The organism is Nocardia sp. NPDC049707 (genome assembly GCF_040674855.1).
Lineage (GTDB): Bacteria > Actinomycetota > Actinomycetes > Mycobacteriales > Mycobacteriaceae > Nocardia.
Genome location: NZ_JBFANN010000050.1, coordinates 14,891 through 37,597 on the forward strand (window position 1 = coordinate 14,891; position 22,707 = coordinate 37,597).

Consider the following 22,707-nt stretch of genomic DNA (forward strand, 5'->3'; position numbering starts at 1 on the left):
AAATTCACGGTGTCATGGGCTATCCCAGCCCGCTTTTCGGTGACGAGTTCGATCTGTTGCGCAATTCTGATGGGCAGCCGATACTGCAACTGATCACGCTCTTGCCTATAATGCGGCGGGAGCCGTGTTCGCGGGTAAGAACAGCCCGGATGGAACAGGGGAGAGCTAGTAGTAGACAAGGACAGATCTACTGGATATCAACCTGGAATCCGCGCTCCAGTGACATGTATGAGTCCGCAACATTCGGGTGATGTAGATGCCTATCGAAATGCCGCACGAGGTTGCGCTCTTCCTGAATTTCTGCGGTATTCAGTACCCGGATATCAATGAAGATGATGTACGCAAACTAGGTGCACATGTTCGTGAATTCGCCGAGAATGTCCAGCAGACGCATGAATCCGCCACCGGTGCGATCAAGGATATGGGATCGGTCTATTCGGGGTATTCGTACGAGCAGTTGATCTCGGTCTGGGCGCATATGAGTGCGACTCACATGGCGGATCTCGACATGGCCTGCAAGGTGGTGGGCACGGCATTGGATATCGCCGCCGAGGTGATCACCGTTGTGAAGATCGCGGTACTCGCGGAGCTGGGGGCTTTGGCAGTGAGTTACGCCGCCATCATCGCGACACCAGCAGGTCCGACAACCGCTCCCCTGCTGACCACCGCGGCGCGCCGGATATGCGATCAGATGCAGCAGAACTTGATCGCATATCTGGTCGCCGAGGTCGTCATGAAGGCCATCGAACCGCTCGAGCACACCATCGACAACATGATCAAGGGTGTCGTCTACGACGCGGCTAGCAAAGCCCTTGGCGTAACGCCACCGAGCAGCTCGACCGCACTGCCATTGCATATCGAACCCGACGAAGTGTTGCGCTACTCCAAGCTGCTCGACGAGCACGCCGACGACATCATGCGCCATGCCGAGAAATTCCGTGACCAGGTCGCAAGGCTCGACTTCACCACCGACGGTCCAGACGCGCCCTACGACTCGGACGTGCCTCAGCGCCGGGCAAGCGATTTTCCGCGGACTCGAACCGATTTCGACCTACCGTCGACGACGAGTCGTGTCGACTCGCCGCAAGCTTCGCGGGACGGGTCGACCGCTAACCAGCCGGCTCCAGCCGATGTTCGAGCAACCGATCCGGGTCACGAGGTCACCGATAAGCCCGTCACCGACAAGCCCGGCACCGACAAGCCCGCCCCCGGCACCGAGAACTCCACCCGAATTGCGGATGGTCAGCACCCCAGTGCGGCGGGGACCACAGCATCGGCTCCCCGAGCAGGTCTCCCGAACCCGATGAGTTCGCCAACCGGTGACATAGCGGGCACAACCGCACCCCGCGGCACCGAGGGTTCGCCGCTGGCCGAGGGTTCCGCAGTGAAGCAAATATCGCCTCGCGGCGATATGACCACTGTCTCGGCGGCCGAATCCCCCGCAGCCGCATCCCAGTCGGTCGGGCAACCCGAAGGCGGTATCCATACCCGCGAATCCAGCCCGATCGCACTCGGCAGCCGGACAGACAGCGATTCCGGCGCGTCAATGGTCAACGGTCCGACACCCGCCGTGCCACAGGCTGCCGGATGGACGGACCAGTCGGCACCGGCGACCCCATGGACGGCCGCCCCGAGGACACCGGCTCCCCACCCAACCCCCGGAAAATCCGCACCGCCCAAGACATCTCGCCCTGCAGCCAACCGCCCCGCCGATGTCGGGCCGGACGACCGCAAGCCGGTCACCTCACCATGGTCGGCCACCCGCCCACCCAAGGTGTCGGCACCAAGCACCACCCGCCCCACCCCCTGGGTACGGACCAACCGGAAATCGGAATCGGACCGAGACACGAATGAACGGGAAACCCGTTCCGTCGAAACAGAATCGAACGTACCCACCACCCCAGAGCCCCGCGTCGTCAGCGCACCTGAGCGCGAGGATCGCCCGCGGCCAGCCACCTAGCCACCTGGGCAGCGAGCCGAAATCAATGGCCCGTTCAGCCCACCCCTCACCCCTGATGCCGCCGGCATGCATTGGTGGAGTTCCTCCCTCGACCTAGCCTCCACCACTACACGGGAATCATCCGTCTAGAACTCAGGGGTGCACGCGACAGGACGGATGCCACAGCCGAGATACTGTAGGACACAACACATCGAGCTAACGAGAATGCATTGGCGGCGGGCCCTTCTCAGGGGGTTTGCCTCCACCAGCTCGCAGAGTGACCAGCGGCCCTGCGGCTGACGCATATCCCGCCGCACCTCGCCCCGACGCCGTCCAGCACTCGCTCGCTGGTTAAATCCCCTGCGGCGGACGCGAAGTGGACGCGTGCTGATCGGCTACCTCGGCGAGGGCCTGCGCCCACCCGTCCAGGCGATCGGCCGCATCGCGCAGATCGGCGACGATGGTGTCGAAATTGTGCCGCAGCAGCGCACTTTCGGGAACCGCAAGAATCCGTCCCGCCGCGGCGACCACCTGTTCGTACTCGACGACCCCACTGTCGAGGCGATCGAGCGCGAACTGCATATTCTCGGTAAGACCCACGGCAGCAACGGATCTCGAGCGCTCCATGACGCCGAGTGCCTGTTCCATCGCGGCGATATCGGCGGCCAGCGCATGCAGCGCTGCCGCACCCGAACCCGCGGTTTCGATCATGTCGGCGAGTTCGTCTTCGGGCAGCCGATTCGATCGGGCGATCTGCGTGCCGAGGCCGTGTAATGCCTTTTCCGCACGAACCAGGCGCGAAATCGGGCCGCGCGCCGACGACCACAGCGGTGGCTGCTTACGCGGCAGGAAGGCGGCCTGCGGTAACGGCGCGCTGCGCAATTGGAGGTATCGGCGGGCGCTCAATGCGGTGCCGGTGACCAGCGCCACCGCTCCCCCGCCGACCACGACCAGGGCCCACACCGGAGCCGATATCATCATCAGCCCAACGGTTCCCGCGGTGGTGAGACCGCCGACGGTACCCAGTTGGAAGCTCCGGCGGCGAGCCCGGCGGCGCTTACGCAGTTCCCGCTCGCGCGGGTCCGCCCAGCGCCGCACCGCCACCAGCGCATGCTCGCCCACCTCGCGCAGACTGTCGGGCAGACTCCCCGGCGGTGGCGCGAGCACCGCCTGTGCGCGCACCAGCGTCGCACCGCGACGACGACCGCCCTTACCTTGTTCGCGAGGTCCCTGCGGGCTCATCGCTGTCCTCCAGGGCTCGCGTTCGGCGTGACCCGCGGTGGCCGGACAGGCAGGGCCCGAGCATGACCGACGGCCGACCCGCCAGGTACCCGTGCCATGTCTTCCACCGAACCAGTCCTCGCCGAATGTATTTACTTCGAACGACGCGCTACTGCTGCGCGGTCTGCCCCTTGTTGATCTGCGGCTGGGGCTGCGCCGGATTCGCCTGCGCCGCAGCCGGATTGATCGCCGGCGCGGGCGCACCGCCGGCGGGCAGCGCATCGCCGCGCATCGAAGCGCGGATCTGTTCCAGCTTGCTGTGTCCGGCCATCTGGATGCTGGCCTGCTGAACCTCGAGCATCCGGCCCTGCACCGAATTGCCCGCGAGTTCGGCGGCACCCAGCGCATTCGCGTAGCGGCGCTCGATCTTCTCGCGCACGGCGTCCAGGCTCGGCGTAGCACCGGGCGCGGACAGCGTTGAATCCATCTGCTGGAGCGAGGCCGAGACCTGCTCCTGCATCTTGGCCTGCTCCAGCTGGCTGAGCAGCTTGGTACGCTCGGCGACCTTCTGCTGCAACAGCATCGCGTTCTGCTCGACCGCCTTCTTGGCCTGCGCGGCCGCCTGCAGCGACTGGTCGTGCAGCACCTTGAGGTCCTCGACGGCCTGCTCGGCGGTGACCAACTGCGCGGCGAACGCCTCGGCGGCGTTGGTGTACTGGATCGCCTTCTCGGTATCACCGGCCGCGGCGGCCTGATCGGCCAGTATGACGGCCTGGCGCGCGTTGGCATTGAGCTTCTCGACATCGTCGAGCTGACGGTTGAGCTTCATCTCCAGCTGACGCTGGTTGCCGATGACCGATGCGGCCTGCTGCGAGAGGGCTTGGTGCTGACGCTGAGCTTCCTCGATAGCCTGCTGAATCTGGACCTTCGGATCCGCATGCTCCTCGATCTTCGAATCGAAGAGGGCCATCAGATATTTCCAGGCCTTGACGAACGGATTAGCCATCGATTGATTCCGCCTCCATAAGATGCGCCGCGCTTTACCGCGACTCTAGTGCGCGACCGTCACGCACCTGCTATGTGCCTATCCTCCACCATGTGGCACCCGGACCGGGCGAACCCGGCCCAACCGACGCCTAGTACAGAATCTATCCGCATTGGGCACCGGTTCGCAGCGTCGGCCGCGGACGCCACCTATCGTCGGTCGATCAGTTGCTTTTCACCAGGACCAGCATGTCGGCGTTGGGCGCCGGAATGACGATCCGGGTGTCCTCGGCGATCTGCGGGCGGGCGCCGGCCACCGACATCGTCGCGGTCGCGGGCTCCGGCGCGGCCTCGGCGGGCTCGGCCGCGGCGGTCCGCTCCGCCTCGGGCGCATCAGCGGTCCGGGCGGGCGTGTCGGCAGGCAGGCCGTCGGCGCCGTCCATGATCGTGCTCACGTCCCACAGCACCCGCGACAGCGGCACATCCAGGGCCGCGCAGATGGCGGCGAGCAGTTCGCTGGAGGCCTCTTTACGGCCCCGCTCGACCTCCGACAGATATCCCAGGCTCACACGCGCCGAGGTGGAGACCTCACGCAAGGTCCGGCTCTGGGCGAGACGAGCACGCCGCAGACTGTCCCCGATCGCCTCTCGCAGCAGCGTCATGTCGTTCTCCTTAGCTCCCAGTAACCGGTCCGCGGGCGCCTACCAGCGCTGCGCACGCCGTCCTTTCTGGCACAACGTCGAACCGGGGCCGGTTGGTTCCCACGGTGGCAAACTCGGCGCCGAAGCACCCAGCTAGCTGACCCTTTCGAGCGACCTACAGGCACTCCCTAACGGTCGCCTCCCACGATACGACGCAACTCCCGTACCGCGCTGTGCGTAGCGCCGATTCTGATCGCCCACCGGTCACCGTCCAGTTTCAGCCGCATGACCTCGGTATGCCGGGGCCCGGCCAGTCCGAGGAAGACGGTGCCGACGGCATGTCCGCCCTGGGATTCGGGCCCGGCGACGCCGGTCAATCCGATTCCCCAATCCGCACCGCAGCGCAGCCGTGCACCGACGGCCAACTCCTCGGCGGTGCTCGCGGCGACCGGCCCCTCGGTCTCGAGCACTTCGACACTGACACCGGCCAGGCTGTGCTTGAGTTCCGTCGCGTAGACGACCAGCCCGCCGCGCAGCACCGCACTGGCACCCGGCACCCCGGCGATGGTCGCGGCGAGCAGTCCGGCGGTCAGTGATTCCGCGGTCGCCACGGTCTGCCGTGCGGCACCGAGCTCGCGCACCAATTCGACGACGGGCGCTCCGGTGGTCAAAGGATCGGTCATGCGCCGCGCGCCCGACCCGGACCTCCCGCGAGCCACACCCGCGCCGCCTGCCCCAGATAGTCGAGGCCGGTGATTACCGTCAGCACGACGGCCACGTACATCAATGTCATGCCCGCGGTGGCGAATCCGCCGTGCAGCGGCAAGAGCAGGACGGCGATCGCGACGGACTGCACCAGCGTCTTCACTTTGCCGCCGCGTCCGGCCGGAATCACCCCGCGCCGCACCACCACCAACCGCACCAATGTGATCCCGATCTCGCGACCACAGATCACCAGGGTGATCCACCAGGCCAGATCGCCCAGCATCGAAAGTCCGATCACCGCCGCACCGATCAGCGCCTTATCCGCGATCGGATCGGCGAGTTTGCCGAAATCGGTGACCAGGCCGTATTTGCGCGCCAATTGCCCGTCGAAGCGATCGGTAATCGCGGCAATGCCGAACAGTGCGGCGGCCGCGATCCGCCATCCGGTCTGCTGACCGCCGCCCTCGAACAGTGCGAGCACGAACAGCGGCACCAACGCGATGCGCAGCATGGTCAGCACATTCGCGATATTCATCAGCGGGACGACGGGATCGGCCTGGGCGGGCGCGAATCCGGTGCGGACCACCGGCTCGACCCAACGTCGATCGATCTCTTCGGGCTGCACGTTCACGCCTCCGCCTCGCTGGCGCCAGACCCGACCGCGCGGGCCGGACCATCCACCGCCACGAGGCTCGGACGCACGCCGATGCGATGCGATGAGCGGAGCGGGTGGATGTGCGACACACGTTCAGAGTATCGGTAGCCGAGCCGACTACTGTGCACCCCATGACCTCTCGGGGACCACTTGGTGGTTCGACTAGCGACGCGTATCCAGACGCGGCTGCAGCCGCGCACAAATCCGTACCCCTCATGCGACGCGCCCGAACCTCCGATGTGCCCCAGATCAAGGCCCTGGTCGATGTGTATGCCGGTCGGATCCTGCTGGAGAAGAACCTGGTCACGCTGTACGAGGCGGTGCAGGAATTCTGGGTGGCCGAACTCGATGGCCGGGTGGTCGGCTGCGGGGCGCTACATGTGCTGTGGGCCGATCTCGGCGAGGTGCGCACGGTCGCGGTGCATCCCGATGTCAAGGGGCATGGTGTCGGGCGGCTGATCGTGGAGCGGCTGGTCGCGGTGGCCAGGGAGCTCGAACTGGGGCGGCTGTTCGTGCTCACCTTCGAGGTGGACTTCTTCGGCAGGCACGGATTCGTGGAGATCGACGGCACACCGGTAACCGCCGAGGTGTACGCGGAGATGTGCCGGACTTTCGATCCGGGCGTCGCCGAATTCCTCGATCTCAGCTATGTGAAACCGAACACTCTGGGCAATACTCGAATGCTGCTGAACCTCTGACCGGAACGGATCGATCATGCCAATCTTCGCCGTGCACTACACCTATTCCGACGCCACGGTCGAGGGGCGCGACAGCTTCCGCCCCGAACATCGGGCCTGGCTCAACGGCCTGATCGATGCGGGTTCGCTGCTGACCAGCGGCCCTTATCCGGACGGTTCCGGTGCACTGCTGCTGTTCCAGGTCGCGGACGAGGCGACCGTCGAGCAACTGCTGGTGCAGGATCCGTTCGCGCGCGAGCACCTCATCGACGATGTGCGCGCGGTGGAGTGGCTACCCGTGATGGGCGCATTCGCTTCCTGATCGATCCGACGCTTCCTGACCGATCCGACAGAAGCCCGCCCGTCACCGCTCGACACCCGGGATCAGCGAATTTTCGGCGACACACCGGTTCGGGTGTCGTCGAACCACAGCGTCGAGCCGCAGACTCCCCCGTATGCGCATACCCGCCGCGATCTTCGCGTCGATGTCGGCTGCGGTTCTGACGCTGGCCGTTTGTTCCTGGCCCGGGTGGGATAACAAGTCGGGCGATCCGGCAACTCCCATGGTGGCGGGTCGCCCACTGCTGCATCCGGGTGGGGCCGACGACGAACTGAAGTACCGCGCCGATGGCGGCTACTACTTCCAGACCGCGGACCGCAGCATCGCCTGCGGCTTCCTCGACGAGCCGTTCGGGCAGCCGATGCGACCGGTGGGCTGTCAGGGTGCGACCAGCCCCGTGCCACCGGAGATGCAGGCCTGTTGGGGTAGCGACCCGAGCGCGGCCGCACTCGCGGTGGGCGAGAGCGCCGGATATCTCTGTGTGAACCGGGGCTTCTTCGTCGGCCCCACCTCCGGAGCGGATGCTGACCAGCCGGTACTGCCGGCTGGGTCGAGCCTGAGCGTGTCCGGCTTCACCTGTCAGGCCCAGCCCATCGGGGTGAGTTGCCGCAATGACGCGACCGGGCGCGGCTTCGAGATCGCGCCCGAATACAACCGCGTGTTCTAATCGCCGATCCGGCTCTCGGCGGACGGGGGCGCGCCGCGGGTTTCGATCAGGCTCGCCACGGTCGCGATGAGCAGGATCCCGACAATCACGCTCAGTGAGATCGGCGTGGAAATCTCGGGGACCTCGACATGGCGACCACCGTTGACGAAAGGCAGGGTGTTCTCGTGCAATGCGTGCAGCACCAGTTTGACGCCGATGAACGCGAGAATCGCCGACAGGCCATAGGACAGGTAGACCAGTCGATCCAGCAGGCCGCCGATGAGGAAGTACAGCTGTCGTAGACCCATGAGCGCGAAGGCATTCGCGGTGAACACGAGGTAGGGCTGCTCGGTCAGACCGTAGATCGCGGGGATGGAGTCCAGCGCGAACAGCAGATCCGCGAAGCCGATTGCCAATAGCGCCAACAACAATGGGGTGACCACGCGCCGACCGTCGATCCGGGTGAGCAGTCTGTCGCCGTCGTATCGGTCGGTGGTCGGGAGCACCCGTTTGGCCAGCGCCACGATCCGGCTGTCGCGCTTGTGCTCCTGCTCGACCTCGTGTCCGCTCTCGCGCAACAGTTTTACGGCCGTACCGACCAGGAACAGGCCGAACAGATAGAACACCCAGCTGAACGTGCTGATCGCGGCCGCGCCGAGGGCAATGAACACACCGCGCATGCCCAGCGCCAGCACAATGCCGATCAGCAGCACTTTCTGCTGGTAGATCCGCGGCACCGCGAAGCTCGACATGATGATGACGAAGATGAACAGGTTGTCCACCGAGAGCGCCTTCTCGGTGACAAAGCCCGCGTAATACTCGCCGGCAAAGGTCGAGCCCCACTTCCAGGCGACGAATCCGCCGAATACCAGGGCCAGGCCGATATAGATCGCCGACCAGATGCCGGATTCGGTGACGGTCGGATCGTGTGGCGTGCGGACGTGGGCGAAGAAGTCGAAGACGAACAGACCCAGGATCAGCGCGATCGTCAGAGTCCACTCGAGTGCGGTTACGTGCATGCGGGTTCCGGGGCGGCAATACGTTCCATGACAGCAATAATGCCCGATTTGTCCGTTCTGTCGAGCTAGCGGAATAGTTGCTGGCTATAATTTCACATGCGAGTCGGCGGCCGCTGTGTCACCCTCACGAGCATGACCGACGACTACCGCATCCTGAACAAGGCGAACTGGGACGAGCGCGCCCCAGCGCATGCCGCCTCGCCCGACTACGCTGTGTCACGGTTCGTCGCCGATCCAGAATTCCTCAGCGAGGTGGTCCGATTCGACCTACCGCTACTCGGCGATGTCCGCGGGCTGCGCGGGGTGCATCTGCAATGCCATATCGGCACCGACACCATCTCCCTGGCCCGACTCGGCGCACGGATGACCGGACTGGACTTCTCCCCCGCCGCGCTGACCCAGGCCCGTCAGTTGGCCGAAATGGCGAGCACGCCAGTGGATTTCATCGAGTCGGAGGTATACGACGCGGTATCGGTGCTGGGCGCTGGGCAATTCGATCTCGTCTTCACCGGCATCGGCGCGCTGTGCTGGATTCCGAGCATGGATCGGTGGGCCCGAACCGTCGCGGGTTTGCTGCGGCCGGGCGGGCGGCTGTTCCTGCGCGAAGGACATCCGATGCTGTGGGCCATGGACGAAACCCACACCGACCGACCGACTATCGGCTATCCCTACTTCGAAATGCCTGCACCCACTGTGTTTTCGTCCGCAACGACTTATGTCGAGACCGAGACGGAATTCACACAGACCGTGACGCACGAGTGGAACCACGGACTCGGCGATGTGGTGACCGCACTACTCGAGCACGGCATGACGATCACCGGACTGGTGGAACACCGCAGCGTTCCCTGGGAGGCATTGCCGGGACAGATGACGTGCGAGTCGAATGGCGAGTGGCGACTCAGTGAGCATCCGGAACGCCTTCCGCTGACTTACACACTGCAGGCGCAGCGACAACTCGCCGGTAGCGAATAAATGGGTTCCTCATCGCGTCTTTCGGTGTTAGCGTTATCTACAACGTAATCGAGCGGTAATCGGAACCACGAAAGGCAAAGGCAATGACCAGCACCCGAGACCTGGGACTAGGCTCCCGCGTCGGTGCCGGGCAATTGCCTTCCGGCACCAGACGGTTGATGTCGAAGTCGCGCCTGACCTGGCGATTGATGTTCCAGCTATGCCAGGTGAGTATCCGGAGCCGCCCCTGAGGTCTTGATTCGAGAAGGCCTGAAGGGGCCGCTCCAGGCGAAATATTCGCCAGGGAGCGGCCCTTTTCTTGTCCAGCGGATGTAGCTCAACTGGAAGAGCAACGATCTCCAAAGTCGTGAGGCTGGGGGTTCGAGTCCCTCCATCCGTGCGAATAACTTCACAGTGAATATACGGCTGCAGACATTTCGTATTACCGGATTTGAACAGTCCTGCTGCATCGCGGTTTTGAGCCGGGTAGCTCAGCGGAGAGAGCTGATTCTTTCGAGCGACCTGCCAGCAGTCGCCAGCGGTGTCCTCCGACGGCGCAGGTCGGTGGTTCGATCCGACCCACGGGCACCAAAACACTCCCTCGTAGCCCAATTGGCAGAGGCACCGGACTTAGAATCCGGTTGATGCGAGTTCGAATCTCGCCGAGGGAACCAGTCCGCGCGACTCGCGTGGATCTGCGCTCGTAGCTCAATGGATGGAGCACCTGTTGACGAACCAGGCGGATGCAGGTTCGAATCCTTCCGGCAGCATTATGGGCCCTGATCCCATCGATTCGACAGTCTGATTCCGCGGATCACCACGCCGGACCACGGTAGCGACGCCGCCCACCGACAGTGAGAATATTTGCCGCCGAAACGTTTTCACGCCTCCGAGTCCTCCGGTTCCGCACCCCCGCCACCGCGGATCGTCCACAGCAGCCCCTCGAGCTCATCGGGCTTGATGAGCACATCGCGCGCCTTCGACCCCTCACTGGGGCCGACGACGCCGCGGGTTTCCATCAGATCCATCAGCCGACCGGCCTTGGCGAAGCCGACACGCAATTTGCGCTGCAGCATGGAGGTGGAGCCGAATTGTGAAGTGACGACCAGTTCCACAGCCTGGACGAAGACATCCAGATCGTCGCCGATATCGGGGTCGACATCCTTCTTCTCACCGGCCTTGGCGGCGGTGACACCCTCCTGGTATTCGGGTTCGGCCTGGTTCTTGGCGAAGTCGACGACCGCGTGGATCTCCTCATCGGAGATGAAGGCGCCCTGCAGCCGGGTCGGCTTATTCGCGCCCATCGGCAGGAACAGTCCGTCACCCATACCGATCAGCTTCTCCGCGCCGGGCTGATCCAGAATGACCCGCGAATCCGTCAGTGACGACGTGGCGAAGGCCAATCGGGACGGCACATTGGTCTTGATCAGACCGGTAACCACATCCACCGAGGGCCGCTGCGTCGCGAGCACCAGGTGAATGCCCGCGGCGCGGGCCTTTTGGGTGATGCGCACGATCGCGTCCTCGACATCGCGCGGCGCGGTCATCATGAGGTCGGCGAGCTCGTCGACGATGGCGAGAATGTACGGATAGGGCCGGTAGACCCGTTCGCTGCCCAGCGGCGCGGTAATGGCACCCGACTTGACCTTCTTGTTGAAATCGTCGATGTGGCGCACCTTATTGGCCTGCATGTCCTGGTAACGCTGTTCCATCTCCTCCACCAGCCAGGCCAGCGCGGCGGCGGCCTTCTTCGGCTGAGTGATGATGGGCGCAATGAGGTGCGGAATGCCCTCGTACGGAGTGAGTTCCACCATCTTGGGATCGATGAGGATCATCCGAACCTCGTCCGGCGTCGAGCGCGCCAGCAGCGATACCAGCATCGAGTTCACGAAGCTCGACTTACCGGAACCCGTCGAACCGGCGACCAGCAGATGCGGCATTTTCGCGAGATTCGCCGAGACGAAATCACCCTCGATATTCTTGCCGAGGCCGATCACCAACGGATGGTGGTCATTTCGGGTCGCCGGCGCCTTGAGCACATCGGCCAGGCGCACCAGTTCGCGATCGGCGTTGGGCACCTCGATACCGACCGCGGACTTGCCCGGAATCGGAGCCAGCAGCCGAACGTTCTCGGTGGCAACGGCATAAGCGATATTGCGGGCCAGCGCGGTGATCTTCTCGACCTTCACCCCCGGACCGAGCTCCACCTCATAGCGGGTGACTGTCGGGCCACGTACGAAACCGGTGACCGCCGCGTCGATCTTGAACTGCACCAGCACCTCGGTGATCGCCTCGATCATCGATTCATTGGCGGCACTGCGCTTCTTGGGCGGATCGCCGTCGGTGAGCAGCGTCAGCGGCGGAAGAGTGTAATCACCCTCGACCTCGCGGTCGGCGATGAACTCCAGTTGCTTCGGCGGCGGTGGGGTCTGATCTTCGACCTTGATCGGGGCGCGCTTCTTCGGCTTGGGCTTTTCCTCGGGCGCCGCCGCCGCAATCGGTTTCGCATCGCGCAGTGGCGGTTGGCCGATGATCTCAGTGGCCGCGTCGGAGCCGCCGAATTCGTCGGGTGGATAGTTCTCCTCGGGCGTACGACCGCGCCGCTTGGACTTGGTATTGCGATGCAGCGGAAATCCGTCAGCATCATAGTCGGCCGGATCGAATCCGGATTCGCCGTCGAAGTCACCATATTCGTCGCCAGCGCTGCCGGTGCCGAAGTATTCGCGCAACCGCTGCGGCACCTCACGCACGGTGGTCCCGGTGACAAGCAGCACACCGAAAATGCTGGCCAGCAACAGAATCGGCACCGAAAGCCAGGCCGTAAGCCCATTGGTGAGCGGTCCGCCGACCACCAATCCGACGAAACCCGCCGCGCGCGAACGCCCGTGCGCATCGGTCGGCGATTCGGCCGCGATATGCCACAGCCCCAGAATCGGCAATCCGATCAGCAATCCGCCGAGTACCAACCGCGGCCGGATCTCTGGACGCGCCTCGGTCCGCATCAGGACAACGGCGATTCCGGTGGCCACGAACGGCAATCCAGCCGAAGCCGACCCGGAGACCGCCCGAATCGCCTCCTCGACCCAGTGCCCGATCGGTCCGCCCGCCGACAGCCATACCGCGGCCGCGATCACCGCACTGACGGCGATGAGGGCAAGTGCGATGCCGTCGCGACGATGACCGTGTTCGATTTCCCCGGCCCGACTCACCGCACGGGTGGTGGCTCCGAGCCCGCGGGCGAGCATATTCCAGCCGCTGCTGATGCCGCGGTTGATCACCTCGAGCGGTGCGGTATTCGACGTGCGCCGGACCGGGCGGCGCGCCGGTGTGGTGCGGCCACGCGGTGCGGGCGAGCGGCGTTGCCCGGTGGTGCGAGCCTGGGCCGAACGAGATGCCGCCGTGGTCCGCCCCCGGGTCGATCCCGCCCGCGCACGAGTGGTCGTGGAGCTGCGGGACTTACCTGCCATGGACCTAGGCTAGCGGCAAACGCCCCATCAAGACCATCAACCACACACGTATCGCAGGTCGCTCCCCCGCCTCCCCGCGTATTTTGCCGGGCGCACGTGCCACTGACGACCCGCACCGGACCGGAAGTAAGAGCTAGGCAGCTTTGGGCGCACCCGATGGGCTACCCATGTACGAACGGCATCAGTCGTCACGAAAATTGCGCACTCTTGGCGTGTCGGGCCCCGACTACACGGAGCGATCCGCGTCGAGAACAGCCCGCACGTCGGCCGGATCACCCGCGGTTTCGATTCGGACCTCATCGCGGCCGAAGGCATGCAGCAGCAGTTCCGAGGGCTTGCCGGTCAACGTCACCTGCGCCGTTCCGGACTTCGTATGCACCACGGCGCGGCGGCCGTCGGGCGTGGCGAGTTCGACGGTGACCGGCGCTTTGCGATAGGCCATCCGACCCACGCGCCGCAGCGTCGACCACAGCTTGTCCTCATCGGCGGCGGGCAGCTCACGCGGCTCCCAGCCGGGTGCGCCGCGCCGCACATCCTCATGATGGACGAACATTTCGGTCAGATTGACGACGGCATCGACCGGTTTGAGCGGGGACCACCACGGCGGGCCGGAGCGCACCTGCGCCAGCAGTTCCGGAAAGGGCCGCCGCGCCGCCTTGGCTTGCACCGACTCCAGATATCCGGCAAGCGGTTTCAGCATGATGCCAGGGGACGCGTCCGGGCGGCGTTCGCGAACTACCAAGTGCGCGGCCAGATCTCGCACAGTCCAGCCGCCGCACAGTGTGGGCGCGTCCGGCCCCACCGCGGACATCGTCTCCACCAGTGCCCGACGTTCCCGTTGCGCCATGGTCATCTGCAGAACATATCGGATGCGGTGTCGGCGCGGCAGTCCGAATCCGACAGACGCACCGGGCGACCTCCGGACAGGACGGAATCCCCCGAAACTCGTGGTGGCGATCAGTGGCAGATCGCGCACCGACTCGCGTGCAAGCATGGCGAAATCCGCGGAGCTGGACTCGGCGGCCGGTCAGCAATAGTGCCGTAACATGCAGAAACCGCCGGATAGCAACGGCTTCCGGCGGTTTCCGGTAGGTGTCAGACGCCGATGACCGTCGGCACGATCATCGGGCGGCGGCGGTAGGTCTCGGCCACCCAGCGGCCGACCACGCGCCGCACACTCTGTGCGATGCGATGGGTGTCGTTCACACCCTCGCCCGCCAGTCGCAACAGTTCGATCTCGACGAGTTCCGCGGCATCGACGAGCGCGGTCGGATCATCGGAGAATCCGCGCCCACTCACCTCGGGTGTGCTGACCGCCTTACCCGTGGTCGAGTCGACCGCGAGGGTGATCGAGATGAATCCGCCCTCACCGAGGACCAGCCGATCCGAGAGCGTCGACTCACCGACATCACCGACCGAAAGTCCGTCGACGTACACATGCCCGACCGGCACGCGACCCACGATCGAGGCGATCCCGTCGACCAGGTCGACCACCACGCCGTCCTCGGCGAGCACCACCCGATCCTCCGGCACACCGGTCGCCACGGCCAGCGCGGCATTGGCGCGCAGATGCCGCCATTCACCGTGTACCGGCATGGCATTGGTGGGACGCACCGCGTTGTACAGGTACAGCAATTCACCCGCGGACGCGTGTCCGGAGACGTGCACCTTCGCATTCTGCTGGGTGATCACCGTAGCGCCGAGCCGCGCCAGACCGTTCACCACCGCGAATACCGAATTCTCATTGCCGGGAATCAGTGAGGAGGCCAGCACCACGAGATCGTCGGCGCGGATATTGATCTGGCGGTGTTCACCGCGCGCCATCCGCGACAGCGCAGAAAGCGGTTCCCCCTGCGAGCCGGTCGAGATGAGCACCAGCCGATCGCCCGGCAGGGTCGCGGCGACATCGAGATCGACGACCACACCATCGGGCACCGTCAGATAACCCAGTTCCTGCGCGATCTCCATATTGCGCACCATCGAGCGACCGACGAAACACACGCGCCGCCCGTACTTCTGGGCGACATCGACCACCTGCTGGATGCGATGCACATGGCTGGCGAACGAGGCGACGATCACCCGGTTCCCGGCCTTGCCGATCACCGTATCGAGTACGCCGCCGATTTCGCGTTCCGGCGTGACAAATCCCGGTACCTCGGCATTGGTGGAGTCCACCAGGAACAGATCGACACCCTCGTCACCGAGGCGGGAGAAGCCGGCCAGGTCGGTGAGGCGACCGTCCAGGGGCAACTGATCGAGTTTGATATCGCCGGTGTGCAGCGCGACGCCGGCGGGCGTGCGGATGGCGACGGCAATGGCGTCGGGAATCGAGTGGTTGACCGCGAAGTACTCGCAGCCGAACGGGCCGTGCGTGGTGTGTTGGCCCTCGACCACCTCGACGAGCTTGGGGCGCTGCCGGTGTTCGCGGCATTTCGCGGCCACCAGCGCAAGGGTGAATTTCGAACCCACGACCGGGATATCCTGACGCAGCCGCAGCAGGAACGGCACCGCGCCGATGTGATCCTCGTGGCCGTGGGTGAGCACGATGGCTTCGACATCGTCCATCCGGCCCTCAATGGGCCGAAAGTCGGGCAGGATCAGATCGACGCCGGGCTGCTGGTCCTCCGGAAACAGCACGCCGCAGTCGACGATGAGCAGTTTGCCGCCGTATTCGAAAACGGTCATATTGCGGCCGATTTCGCCGATACCGCCAAGCGCGAAGACCCGCAGACCGTTCTTGGGCAGCTTCGGCGGGGCACCGAGCCGGTCGGCCGCTGCCCGCTCGACCGGGGCCGACACGGGTTGCTCGCCGCGTCCGCGACCGCCCTGCTGACGACCGCGCCCCTGTCTGCGGGGCTGCTCGGCCGGGGCCTGCAGCGCGGCCTTCTTGGCGGCCTTTTTCGCCGGGGCCTGCTCCGGCGCGGTCTGCCTGGATGCGCTATCGGACTGCACTAGGTCACCGACGTCGGATTGCGCTGCCTGATCGGACTTTTCGGTGCCGGCCGGACGCTGCGCGGCGGGTTCGGGTGCGCCCGCGGCCCTGGTCGCGGTCCGGCGGGGGCGACGGCCTGTTGCTTCGGTCATGACTGCACCTCGCTACTGGTCGGTTCGATCATGTCTGACTGTGCCGTGACTCTGATTCGCTTGCTCCTCATGAAAGCACCCCTGTCAGCCGGAGGTCGGCGGCGAGGGCATCGAGTTGTTCGGTGGTCGGCATCAATTGCGGCAGCCGCGGTTCGCCGACTTCCACACCGAGCAGACGCAGCCCGCCCTTGCTCATCGCGACACCACCCAGTCGCGACATCGCGGCGTTCAACGGCAGCAGGCTCGCATTGATCTGGCGGGCGCGCAGCACGTCACCGGCGGTATAGGCATCGAGCAGGGCGCGCAGCCGCTCGGGCACGAGATGTCCTATGACACTGATGAATCCGGTCGCGCCGACCGACAGCCACGGCAGGTTCAGCGCATCGTCACCGGAGTAGAAGGCCAGATCGGTATTCGCGATGAGATCCGCACCCGCGTTCAGATCGCCCTTGGCATCCTTGACCGCGACGATGCGCGGATGTTCGGCGAGTTTGCGGATGGTGTCGCTGGCAATGGGAACCACCGAGCGCGGCGGAATGTCGTACAGGGTAACCGGCAGATCGGTCGCGTCGGCGACGGCGGTGAAATGCGCGATCAGACCGTCCTGGGTGGGCCGGGAGTAATACGGGGTCACCACGAGCAGGCCGTGCGCGCCTGCCCGCTGGGCATTGCGGGCGAGTTCGACCGAATGCGCGGTGTCATAGGTACCCGCGCCCGCGATCACGGTGGCGCGCGCGCCGACGGCATCGACGACGGCACGCAGCAGGTCCGCCTTCTCCGATTCGGTGGTGGTGGGCGATTCCCCGGTGGTACCGGAAATCGCCAGCAAATCGACGCCGCGGTCGACCAGCCGGGCTGCGAGCGCGACCCCGGCATCGACATTGAGCTTGCCGTCGACACCGAAGGGGGTCACCATCGCGACTCCTACCGTGCCGGACGCGCGCAGCTGTGTCGGATTCGCGGCGCTCGCCGACCCTCCGTCGTTACGCATGCTGCCGCCTCCAGGCCTGAGGCTCACACCGCGGTGTAGGTGTCGATTCACCGTTCGTCATGGTCAGAAAGGCTACCCGCTCCCGGGAACAGCCTCGACACCATCATCGCCGAACGGCCTGCCACGGCGAGTGATTCACCTCCTAGCCCCCGGCCTTGATGTCAAATCCATCCTTGAATGACACCACAATTGGCGTCACACTGATGTCATGGATTTGAACAAATACACCGCCCGGCTGCGCGAGGACCTGATCGCGGCCGCCGCTCTCGGTGATGAAAAGACCCAGGCCACCGCCGCTGCCCTGGCCGCAGCGACGGAGAGTTCGGCGCGCTTGGCGCTGCTCGCGGCGCTATCGGACCTCGCCGCCGAGGTCAGCGCGGAGCTCAGCGACCGCACAGTTCACGTCTCGGTGGACGGCACCGACGCGACCGTTGACGTCCGCAAGAACCCGGCGACAGACAGCGAGCATCCGACGATCGAAGAGATGACCGGCGATATCAGCCGGGTCACTCTGCGGATGGTCGAGCAGTTGAAGGCCAAGGCCGAGGAAGCCGCTGCCGCCAGCGGAGTCTCCTTGAACTCCTGGCTCTCGAGTGCCGTCAGCGGCGCAGTGCGCGACCAGATGCGTGGGTACGGCGGCCCCAAGCGCGACGTTTGAAGAGATCCGACCCAGCGCCCCGACGAGGACACCGCCGGAAGTTAGCGAGAAGTTCACAGCAGCGGCGCGAGATCACCGCGTGCGCCGATGACCACCTCGTCCAACTCCAGCCAATCCGCCATCTCCCGGAGGGCATCGGACAGTGCCGCAGCGGTTTCTGGTGTGCGGTGGCCCGGCTCGGCGAACGCACCGGGTACCAGCAGCCTGCCCGATGCGCGCTCGGCACGCAGGTCGACGCGTCCCACCAATGCTCCGTTCAGGAGAAACGGAAACACGTAATACCCGTGCACCCGTTTGGGTTCCGGCGTATAGATCTCGATCCGATAGCGGAAGTCGAAGATCCGCTCGGTGCGAGTCCGGAAGAAGATGAGCGGATCGAAGGGGCACAGCAAGGCCGCACCCTCGATCCGGCGTGGCGTCGCGGCACCGGAGCGCAGATAGGCGGGTTTACCCCAGCCCGCCACTTCGGCCGGTTCCAACTCCCCGGCATCGACCAGCTCCGCGATGGCAGGTTCGGTTTGGGAGCGGTGCAGACGGTAGTAGTCGCGCAGGTCGGTCTCGGTCGCGACGCCGAGCGCGGTGCCCGCGCGCAGCACCAATTCCCGCACCGCGTCGGCCTCGGATACGTTGCGCGCCAAGATCTCCGGCGGAAGTATGCGCTCGGCGAGGTCGTAGTGGCGAGTGAACCCGACCCGCTTGTCGACCGAGAGCGCACCGGCGGCGAAGAGCGCCTCGCAAACCATTTTGGTATCGCTGAGATTCCACCACGAGCCTTTAGGGCGCGGCTTGTCCAGTTCGAGGTGGCGTTCGACCTCACCGGCGGTGGTGGCGCCGACCTCGGTGATGACGTCGAGAATGTCCTTGCCGAGGGTGGGATTGCGTTCGGTCATCCGGCGCATGGCGTTCCACCGTCCGTGTTCGTATTTCCGCATCCGCCAGCGCATGAGCGGCCAGTCCTCGACCGGGATCAGCGCGGCCTCGTGCGCCCAGTACTCGACCAGCCGCCGCGGACGGCGCACACCATTGCTCCAGACGGCCTCATCCAGCAGCGCCCGATCGTAACCGCCGATCCGACTGAAGACCGGCGCGTAGTGCGCCCGCACCACCGCCGATACCGAATCCAGTTGCAGCAGTTGGGTTCTGCCGAGCACATCGAGGACCGTCCGCCGGGTCGGCGTGGCCGGTTTACGCCGCCCGAAGCCCTGCGCGGCCAGCGCCGTCCGACGCGCCGCGGCCGCACTCATCGTCTGCATGATCACGACAATGCCATGGAGGTACGACAGCTTCGGAGCGAGCAGCAAGAGCCGGCAAGCGCGGGCATGAGGGCTACTCTGCATCCGGCCCGGCGGCCGAAAACCAAGTCCGCGGGGAATGCACCTCCTGCGGCGGTAGACGAAACACGCGACAAGGTAATACGCCGCCCGGAGTCGCAGGGAGACGCTGAACGGACGTGGAGCCGACCAGAAGTCTGGGCAATACCGGGCAGGTGGCTGTGCAGCGTCTACCCCGCAGTCGATCAGGTGTATGGCGTGGATCGTCGGCTGGCAACGGCTGCCCGCTGGCGCGTATTTGCCGACTCGCCCGCATCGGTACGACTGATTATGTCGAGACCGAGACCTCACCCGCAGTGTCGATCTCGGTCCGCCGATCCCGATCGGGTGCGTTCGCGAGAACTGTCGCCAGCACCCGTCGGCCCATCGGCAATACCCGCACCGTCACCGAACCGGCATTGGCCGCATCCAATTCCCGGGTCGCCGATTCGATCACCTGCTGGCGCACCCATTTCGGCACCCCGGCGAATCCGCCGTCGTCGAGCAGCACCACCTCGACCCCACGCGAACGCGCGCCGCGGGCGGCGCTGCTCAACTCGTCGGTCACCAATTGCGGTGCGCGCAGGCCGTCCCGAAGTTCGGCCTCCAGCAGCCGGCACTCTTCGCGTTCGACCGCGGTGAGTTCGGCGCCTTCGGCAATACGTTCCAGAATCGGCCGGGCCACCTTGTCGAGCCGGGCCAGCTGTCGATCCCGCTCGCCGTTCTGAGCGGCCATGGTCGCCTCGGCGGCGGCGCGCATGGTCGCCTCCTCGCGCAGCAGCCGCAACGAGCGCTGCATGGGCCGCATGACCGCCGCACCGATCGAGACTCCGGCCACCGTGGCGATCGGCACGATGGATCCGACCACCACCCGCAGTCCGTTCGTCGCGCTGACCACCGCGATCACCACCGCAATGCCCGCGACACCGCACCACGCCGCGCCCAGACGGCCGCGCACCACCAGTACCGCGAGCACATAGGATGAGGCGAATGCGGTCCACACCTGCTTGGACATGCCGTGGTCGATATCCACGGCGGTCAAGGCCGCCGCGATCGGGCCGGCCGCGGCCACCGCGATAGCGGCGGGCAATGGCAGCGGATCGACCGGAATCACCAGGACCAGCACGCCGGCACCGGCCACCAGCGCCAGCGCGATCACGGCCAGGATCATCGGCGATTCGGCGAAATTGCGCACCATGTACAGCAGGATTGTGGCCTCGAAGATGACCAGGAAAAGCCAGGCCGATCGGTCCCGAAGGCCGAGCAGATCGCGCAGGCCGAATTCGTTCTCGGTATCAGCCATCGCCGCCCCAGACCAGGGTCACCGTGGTCCCCTCCCCCGGTTGGGATTCCACGAATCCGGCGCCACCGGCCAACTGACGCATCCGGCCGAGGATGCTCACCGAAACGCCGAGCCGGTCGGCGGGCACCCGGTCCAGATCGAATCCCGTGCCGTCATCACGGAATACGACGCGGATACCGCCAGCACTGATGGTCACCGTGACGGTGCGCTGCACGGTACGACCCACAACGGTGGCGTGGCGCAGACTGTTTCGCGCCGCCTCGGCCAGCGCGGCGGCGATGGTGCCCGCCGCGTGCACCGGCAGGCGCAGGTCATCGAGTCCGGCCCAGCGGCTCGCGGTGAACCGGATGCCCGGATTCACCTCGTACACCGCCGAGCGCAGGAAGCCGATCGCCGATTGCGCGTCCAGCAGGTCGGGTTCGGTATTGGTGCCGCGACATTCGTCCAGTTGTTCCAGCGTGCGTTCGGCCTGACCGCGCAGCACCGGCGATTCGGCACCCGCGCGCGACGCGTCGAGCAGGGTCGACAGCACCCCGTCATGGATCAATGCGGCGAAGCGGGCGCGCTCGCGATCCCGTGCCGCGGCACCGGCCACGGAGGCCGCGCGGCGGCTCGCGATCACCGATTCCCGGTCCACCCGCGCGGCCGCCGCGAGCGCGAAGATGCAGCACCACAGGAACAGTGCGCACAGCCCGGCGGCCCGGGCGAAGTCGCCGATCAGGGACAAGACCGTCGCATCGGGCACCACATACCGGTTCGCCAGGGCCGCGGTTGCCGCGGCGACCAGGAGATAGCCGGTGGCCAGCGCCGGACGCCAGGCCAATACCGCCGCCAGCACGCCGAGCGCGAGCACCCGATACATCCACACCGAGGTGATGTCGATCAACGGCACGGCGTAGATGAACGGAATCGTCACAAGCGCCGCGAGATAACTCACCGCGGCCACACCGGCCACCACGCGAATCGCCCTGCGGCCCATGGTGAACGAGACGACCGCGAGCACCGGGAACCAGCCGAGCGCCATGCCGACCACCAGGCTCGCCCCCGGGCCGGAGACGAATTCGGACTGGTCGGCAATGTCGGGAAGCTCGACGATCGCGACGATCATCCCGGCGATACCGACGGCCAGACCCATGCGGCGCAGAATGCGATCCGAGGCCGCCTCGACAATCTTCTCCCTGGACACCGTGGTCCGCCCACGGCGCCACCGACTCGCCCGGAACGGGTCGAGCGCGGCGGAGCCCGCGGTGGGTGTAGAGGTGTCCAGCGCGCCGGACGCGGTCATACCTGCGCCTCGCTGGCGCTCGGATCCTGTGGGGCAGACCCCCATACCCCGCGCACTGCGGGGCTTCGCCCCTTGGACCTCCGATCGGGCTCCGGTATGCCCGCGAATGCGGCTGTGTTCATGGTCGCTCGCTCATGCTCGCGGATGCCGCTCGGGAACCGGTAGCCATCCGTCCTCTACCGCCCGCTTGTAGAGGTCGGTTTTGGTGGGAGCCGGACGACCCGCATCGGCGTACTTCTGCCGGATGCGCCCGAGATAGTCGTTGACGGTCTGTTCGGACAGACCGGTCAGCCGCGCGACGCGGGAGGCCTTCTCACCGGAGGCGTAAAGGGTGAGCACCTCTTCCTGGCGCGGACTCAGACCCACGTTGGACAGTTGCGGATCGCCATCGATGGCGGCTGCCCAGTCGGTGGTCACCACCTGCTCACCGGAGGCGGCGCGGCGCACCGCCGCGACCACCGTCGGCACATCCTCGGATTTGCGCACGACCCCGAGCACACCGGCCTTGGCCGCGGCGCGCACCAGGAATGCGTTATCCGCGCCGGTGAATACGAGCACTTCGACGCCGCGGTTGCGCAGCGCGCGCACATTATCTTCGGGCGAGGATCCATCGGCCAGTCGCAGATCGAGAACGACCAAATCCAGCGGGGCGCTATTCGCCGCCGCCCCGAGCAGTTCCGGTACGGTCCCCGCCGTCAGCACCAGATCGAGATCGGATTCCGGCGCCAGCATCGCGGCAAGCCCGATCGCCACCGATTCGTGATCTTCGACCAGCCCGATCCGGCGCGGCACTGTTTCGCCCCCTTCGGCCCACATCACCTCGACACTCCG

Annotated in this window: 20 protein-coding genes and 2 tRNA genes; 8 read left to right on the forward strand and 14 right to left on the reverse strand. The window is 65.8% G+C overall.

The window, feature by feature from the left end:
• Positions 1-256 precede the first annotated feature (256 nt).
• Positions 257-1,960, forward strand: a complete 1,704-nt coding sequence (locus AB0J29_RS31375) for a hypothetical protein (protein ID WP_364794051.1) — start codon at positions 257-259, stop codon at positions 1,958-1,960.
• Positions 1,961-2,290: 330 nt separating this feature from the next.
• Here the strand turns inward: AB0J29_RS31375 and AB0J29_RS31380 are convergent, their stop codons facing one another.
• The 5 genes from AB0J29_RS31380 to pgsA form a co-directional block, all read right to left on the reverse strand.
• A complete protein-coding gene (locus AB0J29_RS31380) occupies positions 2,291-3,181 on the reverse strand; it encodes a hypothetical protein (protein WP_364794053.1) in 891 nt (296 codons plus the stop codon).
• A 148-nt stretch (positions 3,182-3,329) separates the two neighbouring features.
• Positions 3,330-4,166 (reverse strand): phage shock protein PspA, encoded by an 837-nt coding sequence (gene pspA / locus AB0J29_RS31385; RefSeq protein ID WP_364794055.1) that lies wholly within the window; start codon positions 4,164-4,166, stop codon positions 3,330-3,332.
• A gap of 202 nt (positions 4,167-4,368) precedes the next feature.
• The gene (locus AB0J29_RS31390) at positions 4,369-4,806 is read right to left on the reverse strand and encodes a helix-turn-helix transcriptional regulator (protein ID WP_364794057.1); all 438 of its coding nucleotides are present in this window, start codon (positions 4,804-4,806) and stop codon (positions 4,369-4,371) included.
• A gap of 167 nt (positions 4,807-4,973) precedes the next feature.
• On the reverse strand, positions 4,974-5,468 hold the full coding sequence (locus tag AB0J29_RS31395) for a CinA family protein (protein ID WP_364499072.1): 495 nt from the start codon (positions 5,466-5,468) through the stop codon (positions 4,974-4,976).
• Positions 5,465-6,121: a CDP-diacylglycerol--glycerol-3-phosphate 3-phosphatidyltransferase gene (gene pgsA / locus AB0J29_RS31400; protein ID WP_364794059.1), complete on the reverse strand. Its 657-nt coding sequence runs from the start codon at positions 6,119-6,121 to the stop codon at positions 5,465-5,467. The genes AB0J29_RS31395 and pgsA overlap by 4 nt, the downstream gene beginning before the upstream one ends.
• 239 nt (positions 6,122-6,360) lie before the next feature.
• Here pgsA and AB0J29_RS31405 point away from each other — a divergent pair, with 239 nt between their 5' ends.
• The 3 genes from AB0J29_RS31405 to AB0J29_RS31415 all read left to right on the forward strand — a co-directional run bounded on the left by AB0J29_RS31405 (position 6,361) and on the right by AB0J29_RS31415 (position 7,829).
• A complete protein-coding gene (locus AB0J29_RS31405; protein WP_364499065.1) occupies positions 6,361-6,843 on the forward strand; it encodes an amino-acid N-acetyltransferase in 483 nt (160 codons plus the stop codon).
• 16 nt (positions 6,844-6,859) lie between these two features.
• Complete coding sequence (locus AB0J29_RS31410) at positions 6,860-7,144, forward strand: YciI family protein (protein ID WP_364794061.1); 285 nt, start codon at positions 6,860-6,862, stop codon at positions 7,142-7,144.
• Positions 7,145-7,277: 133 nt separating this feature from the next.
• Entirely contained in the window at positions 7,278-7,829 is a 552-nt protein-coding gene (locus AB0J29_RS31415) for a hypothetical protein (RefSeq protein ID WP_364794063.1), read from the forward strand.
• Here the strand turns inward: AB0J29_RS31415 and AB0J29_RS31420 are convergent.
• Positions 7,826-8,827, reverse strand: a complete 1,002-nt coding sequence (locus AB0J29_RS31420; protein WP_364794065.1) for a TerC family protein — start codon at positions 8,825-8,827, stop codon at positions 7,826-7,828. The two genes, AB0J29_RS31415 and AB0J29_RS31420, sit on opposite strands and share 4 nt — an antisense overlap.
• Positions 8,828-8,959: 132 nt before the next feature.
• On the opposite strand from AB0J29_RS31420, the gene AB0J29_RS31425 reads away from it, so the two are divergent.
• The 3 genes from AB0J29_RS31425 to AB0J29_RS31435 all read left to right on the forward strand — a co-directional run bounded on the left by AB0J29_RS31425 (position 8,960) and on the right by AB0J29_RS31435 (position 10,452).
• Positions 8,960-9,799 carry a class I SAM-dependent methyltransferase gene (locus AB0J29_RS31425; protein WP_364794068.1) on the forward strand — a complete coding sequence of 280 codons (840 nt, stop codon included), beginning with the start codon at positions 8,960-8,962 and terminating at the stop codon, positions 9,797-9,799.
• 305 nt (positions 9,800-10,104) lie between these two features.
• A tRNA-Trp gene (locus AB0J29_RS31430) sits at positions 10,105-10,178 on the forward strand.
• 197 nt (positions 10,179-10,375) lie between these two features.
• Positions 10,376-10,452, forward strand: a tRNA-Leu gene (locus tag AB0J29_RS31435).
• 207 nt (positions 10,453-10,659) lie between these two features.
• On the opposite strand, the gene AB0J29_RS31440 is transcribed toward AB0J29_RS31435, so the two are convergent.
• The 4 genes from AB0J29_RS31440 to dapA form a co-directional block, all read right to left on the reverse strand.
• The gene (locus tag AB0J29_RS31440; RefSeq protein WP_364794070.1) at positions 10,660-13,245 is read right to left on the reverse strand and encodes a DNA translocase FtsK; all 2,586 of its coding nucleotides are present in this window, start codon (positions 13,243-13,245) and stop codon (positions 10,660-10,662) included.
• 226 nt (positions 13,246-13,471) lie between these two features.
• A complete protein-coding gene (locus AB0J29_RS31445) occupies positions 13,472-14,098 on the reverse strand; it encodes a TIGR03085 family metal-binding protein (protein ID WP_364794072.1) in 627 nt (208 codons plus the stop codon).
• Positions 14,099-14,340: 242 nt separating this feature from the next.
• Positions 14,341-16,329, reverse strand: coding sequence for a ribonuclease J (locus AB0J29_RS31450; RefSeq protein WP_364794074.1), 1,989 nt, complete (start codon positions 16,327-16,329; stop codon positions 14,341-14,343).
• Positions 16,330-16,396: 67 nt separating this feature from the next.
• Positions 16,397-17,320 (reverse strand): 4-hydroxy-tetrahydrodipicolinate synthase, encoded by a 924-nt coding sequence (gene dapA / locus AB0J29_RS31455; RefSeq protein ID WP_364794076.1) that lies wholly within the window; start codon positions 17,318-17,320, stop codon positions 16,397-16,399.
• Positions 17,321-17,528: 208 nt separating this feature from the next.
• Here dapA and AB0J29_RS31460 point away from each other — a divergent pair, with 208 nt between their 5' ends.
• On the forward strand, positions 17,529-17,978 hold the full coding sequence (locus tag AB0J29_RS31460) for a toxin-antitoxin system HicB family antitoxin (protein WP_364794078.1): 450 nt from the start codon (positions 17,529-17,531) through the stop codon (positions 17,976-17,978).
• A gap of 53 nt (positions 17,979-18,031) precedes the next feature.
• Here the strand turns inward: AB0J29_RS31460 and AB0J29_RS31465 are convergent, their stop codons facing one another.
• The 4 genes from AB0J29_RS31465 to AB0J29_RS31480 all read right to left on the reverse strand — a co-directional run bounded on the left by AB0J29_RS31465 (position 18,032) and on the right by AB0J29_RS31480 (position 22,692).
• The gene (locus tag AB0J29_RS31465; protein WP_364794080.1) at positions 18,032-19,231 is read right to left on the reverse strand and encodes a crosslink repair DNA glycosylase YcaQ family protein; all 1,200 of its coding nucleotides are present in this window, start codon (positions 19,229-19,231) and stop codon (positions 18,032-18,034) included.
• 346 nt (positions 19,232-19,577) lie between these two features.
• On the reverse strand, positions 19,578-20,591 hold the full coding sequence (locus tag AB0J29_RS31470; protein WP_364794083.1) for a hypothetical protein: 1,014 nt from the start codon (positions 20,589-20,591) through the stop codon (positions 19,578-19,580).
• Positions 20,584-21,876, reverse strand: coding sequence for an ATP-binding protein (locus AB0J29_RS31475; protein WP_364794085.1), 1,293 nt, complete (start codon positions 21,874-21,876; stop codon positions 20,584-20,586). Before AB0J29_RS31475 ends, AB0J29_RS31470 begins: the two co-directional genes overlap by 8 nt.
• A gap of 132 nt (positions 21,877-22,008) precedes the next feature.
• Positions 22,009-22,692: a response regulator transcription factor gene (locus tag AB0J29_RS31480; protein ID WP_364794109.1), complete on the reverse strand. Its 684-nt coding sequence runs from the start codon at positions 22,690-22,692 to the stop codon at positions 22,009-22,011.
• Positions 22,693-22,707: the final 15 nt, after the last annotated feature.

Coding starts and splice junctions, on each gene's coding strand:
- pspA (WP_364794055.1), bottom strand. CDS start 4,166: ATGGCTAATCCGTTCGTCAAGGCCTGGAAATATCTGATGGCCCTCTTC.
- AB0J29_RS31405 (WP_364499065.1), top strand. CDS start 6,361: ATGCGACGCGCCCGAACCTCCGATGTGCCCCAGATCAAGGCCCTGGTC.
- AB0J29_RS31390 (WP_364794057.1), bottom strand. CDS start 4,806: ATGACGCTGCTGCGAGAGGCGATCGGGGACAGTCTGCGGCGTGCTCGT.
- AB0J29_RS31410 (WP_364794061.1), top strand. CDS start 6,860: ATGCCAATCTTCGCCGTGCACTACACCTATTCCGACGCCACGGTCGAG.
- AB0J29_RS31375 (WP_364794051.1), top strand. CDS start 257: ATGCCTATCGAAATGCCGCACGAGGTTGCGCTCTTCCTGAATTTCTGC.
- AB0J29_RS31440 (WP_364794070.1), bottom strand. CDS start 13,245: ATGGCAGGTAAGTCCCGCAGCTCCACGACCACTCGTGCGCGGGCGGGA.
- AB0J29_RS31465 (WP_364794080.1), bottom strand. CDS start 19,231: ATGCAGACGATGAGTGCGGCCGCGGCGCGTCGGACGGCGCTGGCCGCG.
- AB0J29_RS31395 (WP_364499072.1), bottom strand. CDS start 5,468: ATGACCGATCCTTTGACCACCGGAGCGCCCGTCGTCGAATTGGTGCGC.
- dapA (WP_364794076.1), bottom strand. CDS start 17,320: ATGCGTAACGACGGAGGGTCGGCGAGCGCCGCGAATCCGACACAGCTG.
- AB0J29_RS31415 (WP_364794063.1), top strand. CDS start 7,278: ATGCGCATACCCGCCGCGATCTTCGCGTCGATGTCGGCTGCGGTTCTG.
- AB0J29_RS31450 (WP_364794074.1), bottom strand. CDS start 16,329: ATGACCGAAGCAACAGGCCGTCGCCCCCGCCGGACCGCGACCAGGGCC.
- AB0J29_RS31425 (WP_364794068.1), top strand. CDS start 8,960: ATGACCGACGACTACCGCATCCTGAACAAGGCGAACTGGGACGAGCGC.
- AB0J29_RS31480 (WP_364794109.1), bottom strand. CDS start 22,692: ATGTGGGCCGAAGGGGGCGAAACAGTGCCGCGCCGGATCGGGCTGGTC.
- AB0J29_RS31470 (WP_364794083.1), bottom strand. CDS start 20,591: ATGGCTGATACCGAGAACGAATTCGGCCTGCGCGATCTGCTCGGCCTT.
- AB0J29_RS31445 (WP_364794072.1), bottom strand. CDS start 14,098: ATGACCATGGCGCAACGGGAACGTCGGGCACTGGTGGAGACGATGTCC.
- AB0J29_RS31420 (WP_364794065.1), bottom strand. CDS start 8,827: ATGCACGTAACCGCACTCGAGTGGACTCTGACGATCGCGCTGATCCTG.
- AB0J29_RS31475 (WP_364794085.1), bottom strand. CDS start 21,876: ATGACCGCGTCCGGCGCGCTGGACACCTCTACACCCACCGCGGGCTCC.
- AB0J29_RS31460 (WP_364794078.1), top strand. CDS start 17,529: ATGGATTTGAACAAATACACCGCCCGGCTGCGCGAGGACCTGATCGCG.
- AB0J29_RS31380 (WP_364794053.1), bottom strand. CDS start 3,181: ATGAGCCCGCAGGGACCTCGCGAACAAGGTAAGGGCGGTCGTCGTCGC.